Raw genomic sequence first — 10618 nt, forward strand, 5'->3', positions numbered from 1 at the left:
CATCGAGAAACGCACGGCAATTCACGATGCCTCCCGGCCGGTGGTTTGATACAATGAAGGTCGCTCCAGGCGATCTCTTATCGGAGGCTCGCGCGTGATTCGAGGCCTGCTTCTCTGTGCCGGCGGCATGGCCGCCCTGATCGTGGCGTCTTCGCCATCCATATCACTTTCGGCGAGCGGCCCAGTTCGCCTCACTGCCGCTCAGCAATCGGTCGATCAATCGTCCACCAGCGACCCGCAGCAAATCGCGCTGCTGGTGCAGGAACTCGGCGATCGTTCGTTCCGCGTGCGCGAGCGTGCCACGCGGGCCCTGATCGCGGCGGGCGTGCCGGCCAAGGCGCCACTCTTAAAGGCTCTGGAATCTCCGGACGCCGAGGTCCGCTATCGAGCGCGATTGGTCCTGTCCGACGTATTGGAACTGGACCTGAAGCAACGGCTCGACGAATTTATCGACGACGTCAGCGGCACGCGCGAACATGATCTGCCCGGCTGGCATCGCTTTCGCGACGTGGTGGGGGACAGCCCGGCCGCCCGGCGTTTGTTCGTCGAAATTGAGCGTCACGAGTCGGCCCTGATCGAAGCATCCGAAATCGGTCCGCAACAGGCCAGCGCGACGTTTGAAGTGCGCTGCCAGCAGATTCAAGAAGGAATGCGGATTCCCGGCCGCCAGAGCGAACGACAAATACCGGTGGGGAGCGTCGCGGCGTTATTGTTCGTCGGCGCCGACAGCAAAATATCGATCAACATGCAATCCGTGCTGAGCGTGACGAACTTCTGCTACCAGCACCCCTTCAAGCCGGCCGTCAGCCAAGGGGAATTGGCACCGCTGTTGAAGAAGCTGGTCGGCGGCTGGGTGCGCCGCGATTTTGCCAGCGACCCGACGGCCGGTTTCCAATCCATGATGCTCGCCCTGCAATTGAATGTGCGCGACGCCATCGAGCCGGCCATGACGATGCTGAAAGACAACGTGGGCAATCCCAACATGCGGCAATACGCCCTGTTGGTGGCCGGCAAGTACGGCGAGCCTGCCGACGTCGCACGGATCGAGCCACTGTTGAACGACGTCGCTGTCTGCGCACAGCAGCAGATCCCTGTTCCCGCGTCGGCGGCCAAGGATAACCCGCCGAACGCGAAGGGCCCGAAGTACGAGGTCATCGAAACGCAAATTCGCGACGTGGCACTGGCCGTGATGATCCATCTCAGCGGGCAGAAGCTTGCGGATTTCGGCTTCGACCGAGTCCAGGCCAACCCGTCAAACCTTTTCAACACTCCGTCGCTCGGCTTCGCCGATCCCCAGCAGCGTGACGCGGCATTGGCAAAGTGGCGCCAGTGGCGCGCAAGCTCGACCGCGCAGCCGAACTAACGAAAGAGCCCGATGAGCTTTTTCAGTAGAGAAGTTCGCTGGCTGCGCGTCGCCAAGGCTTTCGCAGTGCTGGTCCTGTGCGGCTATCTGTACATCCGGGTTGCGACCCCCTCGTGGACAGAGCTCCGGCAAGGTCAAACCGTTGCACAAGCGGTTCAAATTCTAGGAGAGCCGACGGATACTCTCAACGATGACTTCGGCCGCCCTGTCGAACTCTGGTATTCGGCAGAAAAGCCGCAGTTCAAGCTTTTCTTTCGTAGTGGCCAACTCGTCAAAGTCGACTTCAACGGCCCGGGAAAGGGTTACCACTTACCATAGCGCGTCCGCGGCAGTGCCAAAGTGACTGGCCGTCTCGGAGTTCCCAGCGTGATCGCACGCGTGGAATCGCTTGTCTAGTTAATTCTGGAGAGCCAGACCAAGACACCGATCACGACTGCCGCAAGAATAACTGCGAATGCCAGCAGACACCCACGAATGGCACGAGCATTAGCCAGTTGCAGTTGTGCCTCGAGGCGCGCCGCTTCGCGTACCAAGGCATCGAGCGGTGCAGTAGCAAGCCATTGGCTATCACCGAGCGATTTTCCCATCTGCTTCAGGCTCAGCAGATAATCGCGTAGCCTGCCGGCCAGTTCCAAATCGCGCACCTCATGTTCTGCAGACGGAACGTGGCGAATACGCCATCCGTCGACAACCTGATCCCAGACCGCCCCCGTTGCATCATAAACTACGGTCGGCTCATTGATGTCGTAGGGCTCCAAGTACGACTCGGCTGCTGCGAGAGACTCGTGGATCGAGAGCCCGCCATCGCCGTAAATGAAGGCCGGGGACGACCAGGGAAGTGTCTGTTCCGAGGTTTCCGACATAGATGACTTACTCTGCCGCCCGTTCCTAGGGCATGTCAGAAGATCGGGTCGTGGTTGACGCTCCGTCTAAAACCGTCGGACTCGGTTTTACATCCCTTTCCTTTCTGCGTCGCGCCAGACGGCCTTGCACTCCCCAACACACAAGGACGATAGGGATGCTTCGTAAAACGACCATCGCCATCGCAATTGCAGAAGCCGTATACCTCCGATCGGCCATAGCGACAGCTGACCATATAACCCCGTAGAGCAGGTTGATCCCGAGTGCCGACCCCGCCCCCAGAAAAAACCGCCATCCATACCAACCGTCGTTCGTTTGTTTTGAAAGCTCGCGCGCCAATGCTCCCACAAAAATGAATGGGAAAACCACCATCAGAAGGGAGAACAATTCGGTCATGCGTTCATGGTACTTGACCGATGCGCTGTAAAAACCTGCCTGGCCACTCTTTTTTCTTGACGCGCGCCGCCACGCCACCTAGCGTAAATCGGACGCGGCGTTAGTAGTTCGAAGTTATCTCTCGGGGCTCGTTCTCTATGGCAACTCGTCCCGCCACGATTGTCGCGCTGGCCGACATGGTTCACGGGCAGGAAGCCGACCTGTTCGTCCTGATGAAGAGCAAGGATGAACTCAAGACGCGCGACGGCAAAACCTATTACAAAGTCGCCTTTCGCGACGCCCGCCGCGAAGTGAGTTTTCCCATCTGGGCCGATTCCGCCTGGGCCGAAGATTGCCGCCAGCAATGGACCCCTGGCGCCTTTTACAAACTGCGGGCCACGTACCGCGATACTTCTTACGGTCCGCAACTCGACATTCGCAAAATCCGCGAGGTCGTCGCCGCCGACACCGCCGACGGTTTCGACCCGGGCCTGTTCGTCGCCCAATCGCGCTTCGACCCGGCCACGATGTTCGCCGAGCTACGCGCGATCGCGGTCGACAAGATTTCCAACGCGCCATTGTCCGCCCTGGTGCTCTCAATCCTGGACGACAACCGCGAAGCTCTACTGACGCTGCCGGCCGCCACCCGTAACCATCACAATTACTATGCCGGCTACCTGGAACATGTCCTGAGCGTGACGCGAACGGCCCTCTACCTGGCTGAAAAGTATGACGACTATTACCCCGACATGCAGCCGCCGCTCGACCGTGGGCTGGTCGCGGCCGGAGCGATCCTGCATGACATCGGCAAGCTGCGCGAGATCGAGTGGCAGCCCGAGGGTGCCGCCTACACCGCGGCCGGCCGGCTCGTCGGGCATATTCTGCAGGGGCGTGACATCGTTCGTGAAGCCGCCGCGCACCACCCGCTTGAGGGCGACCTGCTGCTGCGTTTAGAGCACATTATTATCGCCCATCAGCGACTGCCCGAATGGGGCTCGCCGAAGCCCCCGATGACCCCCGAGGCGTTGTTGGTTCACTACGCCGACGACATCGACGCGAAGATGAACATGATGTATGTCACACTTCGTGATGACACGACCCCCGGACCGCTAACGTCGAAAAAGAATCAACTTTTTCAACAACTCTATCGCGGCCCACAATAAGCCTGCCGACTGTTGTGCCTGCGACAAATCGGCGGGCGCTGATCGATCTTGGCGCGTGCGAATCCGACGCGATGTTACAGCCGGTTGGTCCCCCCGCGCGATTCTGCTCACCGGGCTAACTTATCGTTTGATCGGCGCACGTCTTTCGAAGTGCCAACGATGTTACAGCGTTGGTACGTTTTCGAACTGTCATGGGCTGATAATATCACACCACCCCCTCTAGGGGTTGCTTCGTTAATTGCCGGTGTTAACCTGCCAATTGGGGAGGGACAGAATTTTGTTTCCTGTAGCTACGGTCTTGAAAGGTCTTTTGGTATGGCAAAGAAAGCAGCGGGACGCGGTAAGGGAGATTCCGTTAACAAGGCGCAAGCGATTCGTGACGAGTTTTCAGCCCAAGGAATTGGGGCGCGTCCCAAGGACATCATCGCCACGTTGAAGTCCAAGGGTGTCGAAGTTTCGTCCGCGCAAGTGAGCAACATCAAGGCAACGTTCGGAGCAGCCAAGGGTCGCGGCCGTCACGGCGCGAACGGCGCCCTGAGTGTCGAGTTGCTGGTGGAAGCCAAGAAGCTCGCCGATCGCCTCGGCGGCGTCGAAATCACGAAGCGCGCTCTCGAAGCACTTTCGCGATTAAGTTAGGCTCGCGATTGCTTCGATCGTTATGCTTATGCGATTGTTCCACAGGCCGGCACACAGGTGCCGGCCTGTGTCATTTAATGCCCATTGTTCGGCATAACAACTCTCGAACAACACGCCCGGACCGCAATCGCGTGGCGTTGTAAAGTTGGTCCCAGCGGAGGGGCGCGCAGTGCGCCGCATGAATACCGCCAACGACTTTCTTTCGCCGCAGCCGGTTCCAGCTCGGAGTTGCGACGACGCTCGTCGCGGTGACGGCGGTGGCTGTCTGGCTTGGCTGGAGATTCGAGTTCGTCCGTTCGGGCCGAGCCCGGCGTCTCTTCCCCCCTTGGCCTTCTGGTTGCACAGCGGAAGCAACGACGGCACGTCCGCGCACGACTAAAACGGCACCCCGACGCCACCGCGCCAGGCCACAAACCTTCCGCCGCGCCTCATACCCAACCCGTCGCTTTCACGTATAATCCGGGCTTTGGCGTTTTCGGTCGATCCTTCGAGGGGGAGAGTTTCATGAGCGTCGCGAATCGCGATAAGCAGGTGGCCGAGGCAGAAGAGCTGCTCGGCGATGGCGGACCACGACTGGGATTCGCGAAAGGTTTGTTCTTCGGGCAGTACCTGGGCGATCGACTCCTCCCCTACCCCGATATCGCTTCCGACTTGCAGGCGCGTTCGCTGGTCTCGGATCTGCGCAAGTTCTGCAAAGAGCAGATCGATCCCGCGCAGATCGATCGCGATGCCGAAATCCCCGAGCACGTCGTTCGCGGTCTCGGCCAGTTGGGCGTGCTCGGCGCGTGCCTGCCGAAAAGTTGTGGCGGCTTGGAATTCAGCCAGACCGCTTACTGCCAACTGATGGAAGTCCTCGGCGGCCACTGCGGCGGCACCGCATTGTTCGTCAATGCTCACCATTCGATCGGACCGCGAGCGCTCGTGTTGTTCGGCACGCCCGAGCAGCAAGCAAAGTACCTGCCTAAGTCGGCCAGCGGCGAATGGCTGAGCGCGTTCGCACTGACCGAGCCCGAGGCCGGCAGTGACGCCGCCAACGTGCAAACGCGTGCCACCCCGTCGCCGGACGGCAAGGGTTACGTGATCAACGGCAACAAGCGGTGGATCACCAACGGCGGCATCGCCAACGTGCTGACCGTGATGGCCCGCACGCCCGTCCCCAACAGCGACGACACAAAGATCACGGCCTTCATCGTCACGCCCGACATGCCCGGATTCGAGGTAATCGAGAAGCGGATGGCCAAGTGCGGCGTGCGCGGCTCGGCCACGGCCCGTCTGGCCTTCCACGACATGTTCGTGCCGAACGAGAACATCCTGGGTGCTCGTGGCAAGGGTTTGAAGATCGCGCTAACCGTACTCGATTATGGCCGCACGACGTTCGGCGCCAGTTGCACCGGCGCCGCCAAGTTCTGCGTCGCCCGGGCTACGCAGCATGCCAACGAGCGCGTGCAATTCGGCGAATCGCTTGGCTCGTTCGAACTGGTCAAAGACAAGATCGCCTACATGGCGGCCGGCGCCTACGCCATGGAATCGGTCACCTATCAGACGGCCGCCCTGATCGATGCCGGCGAAGACGACTATATGATCGAGACCGCCATGCTCAAGGTGTTCGCCACCGACGTGCTGTGGCGGATCATCAACGACACGATCCAGATCTTTGGCGGCAAGGCGTACTTCGCCGACGAGCCGTACGAGCGCATGATGCGCGACGGACGCATCAACATGATCGGCGAAGGGGCCAACGACGTATTGCGTGTCTTCTCGGCCCTGGTCGGCATGCGTGACGTCGGCCTGGAGTTGAAGGGCGTCCTGAATGCCCTGATGAACCCGCTGGGCAATATCAGCAAGATCGGCGGGTTCGCCAGCCGGCGGATCGGCTCGATGCTGGCCTCGCCCGAGGTGCAGGTTCGCAGCACGGAACTGCAGGAAGACGCCGTTCGCATCGGCCGGCTGGTGGGCGCGCTCGGTGCCCAGGTCGAACGCCTGCTTCGCAAGTACCAGGAATCTGTGATGGATCGCCAGTACCAGTTGGGCCGCGTTTCGGACGTCGCCACCGAACTTTACGTCTCGGGCTGCGTCTTGAACCGGCTCGACGCCCTAGTGCGCGACCCGCACGCCGACGAAGGGGCTCGCTCGCGCGGCCTCAAGCTGGGCCGGTACTACCTGAAGACGGCCGGCCGCCGCATTCGCCGCAACCTGGCCGACCTGTGGGACAACGACGACGACGACACGAACCGCATCGCCGATATGATGCTGTCGAACAAGCCGTCAAAATCCCCCGCCGCGCACTAACCGCCCGGCGCGCGATAACGGGCGCAATGCGTTGGCACCGAATCTCGCATGTCATGCCGAGTGCCATGCTTTTTCGCCGCAGGCGAATAAGCATGCTCGTGCGACAACAAACCGAGATGCAAACTTACCGCGTCCACTTCAGCCAATTGCTGCGGTGGGCCGTCTCCATCGCTTCGGTCTTCTCAGGAAAGGCCGCGGGCGGGGGCGGCACCGGCTGCGCAGGCGTCAGCCGTAGATTCGGATCGGCCAGGTTCACCGCGGGCGTCGCTGCGCCCATGTTCGGCATCGCCCACATCTGTTGCGGGTCACCGGCCAATTGATTCACGGTCACATTGTTCAGCTCGATCGTCATTTCGAACTTCGTCGACGGCCAGACAATCTTCACCGTCTTCGGCAGCACGACATTGGCCAGCGGATCGCGGCGATGCCCGCTCATCAGGGCCGAAGCCAGCAGTTGTCCCATCGGATCGTACAAATGCTGTTCGAGCACCCAGCCGCGGGCGTCGTCGATGATCATCACCCGGCGGTAATCTCCTTCGGGATGCGGCAGTCGCGTTTCGACACGTAAACGCCCCTGCCCCACCGCCACCGGCCCCGAATGATCGCCGGCCGGATCCAACGTCGCCACGCCCAACGCGTCGATCAGCCATTCCGGCTCGACCGGCAACACTTGCCGCGCGACGCTGTTCGAGAATTGATCGTGTCGGCAAAAATAGACCGCTGGCTCCGGCGCGCGACGCACCCAGAACCAGAACATCTCGTCGTTACTTCCCAGGTCGACTTCCGGTCCCGTCAGTAACGTATCGGCGCGCAGGCGGAATCGCCGCGGACGCTCGATCGCGATATTCGCCCGGGCTTTCGGCGCACCCGGCGTATAAATCTCGGCGTCGGTCGTATATAGCGAATGGATGCGTCCGCTGTTGTTGTTCACCACACTCGTCACGTCCGCCAGCGTGGGCGTCGTGGACAACACGCGCGGCATCACCGGCGAATACGACGTGATAAACCCGGGACAACTGGCGCCGCTACTGCACACGACCGACAACAGCGTCGCCAAGAGTAGCGCATTGCGCCCCCAGGTCTTGCGCGGCAGATGGTCAGCAGGCCTCATTCGGCACCGGCGTATAACAACCGTGAAAGTTCGTCCTGAATCTCTTGAGCGCGGGCTCCCTCGGGCATTACCCCCGCCACGCGATATGTCGCTTCGTCGCGCGGGTTGAACAGCACCAATGTTTCGTGCCCCGCATGGTCGGTCTCTTGCTTCTCGAGCTTTAGCACGCGCCGTCGCACCAACAGCAGCGCCATGACCAACCGCATGTCGGCTTTTTCCTCAACCCCTTCCAGCCCCGCGAACATCTCCAGCAGCACCTCATGCGGCGCCAATCGCGGCCGCTTGGCATCGGGCATCGGCACGCGCGATTTCCACGATCCCAGCGATCGCTCGGGCGGCCCCTGCCATGCTTCGAGCGAAAAATCGAGCCGCCGCACCTCCGCCCCTTCGACAACTAGCGCTGTGTAATACTCCTCGCCCGGCACAAGCTCGCGGCCGGTCGTCGCGCAGTGGCGCGTGAATCGTTGAACCTCGTAGTCCATACCGTTCTCTCTCGATTGCGCGACCCATCGGTCATCACCACCACGCTTCGCCGCCACGGCGCAAACGTGAGTCGCAAAGGGTGGCCGCACTCCCGATTGGAGCGCAACCTGTGCGCCCTCCGGACCGGATTTGGACGCGGAAGACTACTCGAAAGCCCGGCTCCACTCAAGATTATTGCCAGCAACAACTTTGGGGGAATTGGGCACCCACGCAAGGAGAACGCAAATTCTGTAGCCGGGCCCTGCGACCTTGGAGCAGCACCGTGAGATTCTCCAGCCGCAAAGAGGCCAGCTACAGGGGACAATTCAAACTCTCCATGTTGCAATTCACCTGCATCAGTGACCGAATTCTTTGCTAGCATCCTTACCGACAGCTAGGCTAAACGAAGGGACGCTTCGTAATTCCGATAAACGGGGCACATGCAACTGCTAGCGTTTCGTGCCATGCTTCCGCTTGCGCAAGCATGCCGGCGGCACGCCAATAAAACATCGCACTTCGTCCGCCCCTCAATCCGCCCCGCATCGAGAACACCGATCATGCCTGACACACCCCGTCGTGAGTTCCTTAAGCAAGCCAGCCTCGGCGCTGCCGCGATCGCCACCACCCAATCCGCGAGAGTCGTCCAGGCCGACGACGACCAGCAGCGGCCCCCAGTCGAGGCTCAAAGCAAGCTGGTCATGGGCTGGATCGGTTGCGGCGGCCAGGCCACGAATCTGATGAAGACGTTCATCACTCAGCCCGACGTCGCCGTCGCCTACGTCTGCGATCCCGAGGCCGCTCGCGCCGCCGCCATGGCGCAGATTGTTAAAGAAGCTTCCGGCGAAGCCCCGAAGATCGTCGCCGACATGCGCAACGTCCTCGACGACAAGTCCGTCGATGCCGTGTGCATTGCCACGCCTGATCACTGGCACGCTCCCGCCACGATCCTGGCCTGCGACGCCGGCAAGCACGTCTACGTCGAGAAGCCATGCTCGCACAATATTCGCGAGGGGCGACTGATGATCGATGCCGCCCGGCGTAACAATCGCATTGTGCAAGTCGGTACGCAAAGCCGCAGTTCCCCCGCGGTGATCGAGGCCATGCAACTTTTGCACGACGGCGAGATCGGCGAAGTCCTGGTCGGCAAAGTTTGGAATAGTCAGCGCCGTCGGGATATCGGCCACGGCACGCCCGGCCCGCAGCCTGACGGTTTGGATTACGACCTGTGGATCGGCCCCGCGCCGCTGGTCCCGTTTCAGGCCAATCGCATCCATTACGGCTGGCATTGGTGGTACGACTTTGGCACCGGCGACATGGGCAACGACGGCGTACACGATATCGACATCGCTCGCTGGGGATTGGGCGTCGATACCCATCCTTCGATCGTCACCGCTTCTGGCGGCAAGTTCTACTTCGACGACGATCAGCAATTCCCCGACACACAGTATGTCGTCTTCGACTACCCGGGCGACGGCCGCGTCGGTCATCGCAAGCAGATCATATTCGAACAGCGTATCTGGAGCCCCTACCGGCAAGAATCCTACGAAAACGGCAATGCGTTCTACGGCACGGAAGGGATGTTGCTCTTAGGCAAGGGGGACGGCTGGAAACTTTTTGGTCCTAAGAACGAGCTGCGCAAAAGCGGCGAAAGATCCGGCATGGGCTTGCCTCACTATCGCGACTTCATCGACGCGGTACGCACCGACCGCCGCCCCCACGCCGACGTCGAAATCGCTCACCTTTCAACGTCCCTTTGCCACCTAGGCAACATCGCCACGCGCCTCGGCCGCACCCTACACTTCGACCCCGCCAGCGAACAGTTCGAAAACGACGCCGAAGCCAACACCCTCGTCAAACGCCAATACCGCAACCACTGGGCCACCCCCAGAAACGTATAGGAAGTCGGCAGTCAGTAGTTGGTAGCTAGTAGTCGACAGGCCAACGACAGTGAAGATGTGGGGCAAACACACTATTCCGAAACGCCAGCGAGGGTTCTTTCTTCGCTAGCTCGCGGCGTACGCATTTCGTGACGGCGTGCGTCTTTCGTAGGGTGCGTCCGCGACGCACCGAATTACTTTGTCGGCGCACCAACTGCCATCGAAGACATTTCGATCCGCAGATGACGCAGATTCTCGCAGATGCATAACGACGAATGAAAGACGGTGCGTCACGGACGCACCCTACTTCTTCTTCACTGCCCTCTGCCGACTGCCCGCTATTTTTCCTCTAGAAATTAGGCCAGCGTTTGTGGCATAGTCGTGCTTAGCCGATTTCGGCCTGAGGGCCGATTGGATTGTTAACGACGTTCGGCGGCAAATGGGTCTAGTTCTTGCCCTGTCGCCCGTCCCGAGGACCTGG

The 10618-nt window shown here is 60.8% G+C and carries 9 protein-coding genes; 6 read left to right on the top strand and 3 right to left on the bottom strand.

The annotated features are described in order from the left end of the window. The first annotated feature begins 94 nt into the window (after positions 1 to 94). Positions 95 to 1363 carry a HEAT repeat domain-containing protein gene (locus VGN12_21545; protein HEY4312047.1) on the top strand — a complete coding sequence of 423 codons (1269 nt, stop codon included), beginning with the start codon at positions 95 to 97 and terminating at the stop codon, positions 1361 to 1363. 12 nt (positions 1364 to 1375) lie between these two features. Then, positions 1376 to 1681, top strand: coding sequence for a hypothetical protein (locus VGN12_21550; GenBank protein HEY4312048.1), 306 nt, complete (start codon positions 1376 to 1378; stop codon positions 1679 to 1681). Between the two features lie 74 nt (positions 1682 to 1755). Here VGN12_21550 and VGN12_21555 read toward each other — a convergent pair whose 3' ends face one another. Then, positions 1756 to 2226: a hypothetical protein gene (locus VGN12_21555; GenBank protein ID HEY4312049.1), complete on the bottom strand. Its 471-nt coding sequence runs from the start codon at positions 2224 to 2226 to the stop codon at positions 1756 to 1758. A 531-nt stretch (positions 2227 to 2757) separates the two neighbouring features. Here VGN12_21555 and VGN12_21560 point away from each other — a divergent pair. The 3 genes from VGN12_21560 (at position 2758) to VGN12_21570 (ending at position 6687) form a co-directional block, all read left to right on the top strand. After that, on the top strand, positions 2758 to 3762 hold the full coding sequence (locus VGN12_21560) for an HD domain-containing protein (GenBank protein ID HEY4312050.1): 1005 nt from the start codon (positions 2758 to 2760) through the stop codon (positions 3760 to 3762). A 315-nt stretch (positions 3763 to 4077) separates the two neighbouring features. Then, the gene (locus VGN12_21565) at positions 4078 to 4398 is read left to right on the top strand and encodes a hypothetical protein (GenBank protein HEY4312051.1); all 321 of its coding nucleotides are present in this window, start codon (positions 4078 to 4080) and stop codon (positions 4396 to 4398) included. A gap of 504 nt (positions 4399 to 4902) precedes the next feature. Continuing rightward, the gene (locus VGN12_21570; GenBank protein HEY4312052.1) at positions 4903 to 6687 is read left to right on the top strand and encodes an acyl-CoA dehydrogenase family protein; all 1785 of its coding nucleotides are present in this window, start codon (positions 4903 to 4905) and stop codon (positions 6685 to 6687) included. A 124-nt stretch (positions 6688 to 6811) separates the two neighbouring features. Here the strand turns inward: VGN12_21570 and VGN12_21575 are convergent, their stop codons facing one another. Together VGN12_21575 and VGN12_21580 are read right to left on the bottom strand one after the other, a co-directional pair. Then, positions 6812 to 7798 carry a hypothetical protein gene (locus VGN12_21575; GenBank protein ID HEY4312053.1) on the bottom strand — a complete coding sequence of 329 codons (987 nt, stop codon included), beginning with the start codon at positions 7796 to 7798 and terminating at the stop codon, positions 6812 to 6814. Further along, complete coding sequence (locus VGN12_21580; protein HEY4312054.1) at positions 7795 to 8280, bottom strand: hypothetical protein; 486 nt, start codon at positions 8278 to 8280, stop codon at positions 7795 to 7797. The genes VGN12_21575 and VGN12_21580 overlap by 4 nt, the downstream gene beginning before the upstream one ends. 537 nt (positions 8281 to 8817) lie before the next feature. Here VGN12_21580 and VGN12_21585 point away from each other — a divergent pair. Then, positions 8818 to 10158, top strand: coding sequence for a Gfo/Idh/MocA family oxidoreductase (locus VGN12_21585; protein HEY4312055.1), 1341 nt, complete (start codon positions 8818 to 8820; stop codon positions 10156 to 10158). The last annotated feature ends 460 nt before the right edge of the window (positions 10159 to 10618 follow it).

It is taken from the genome of Pirellulales bacterium (assembly GCA_036499395.1).
In the GTDB taxonomy this organism is placed as follows: domain Bacteria; phylum Planctomycetota; class Planctomycetia; order Pirellulales; family JACPPG01; genus JACPPG01.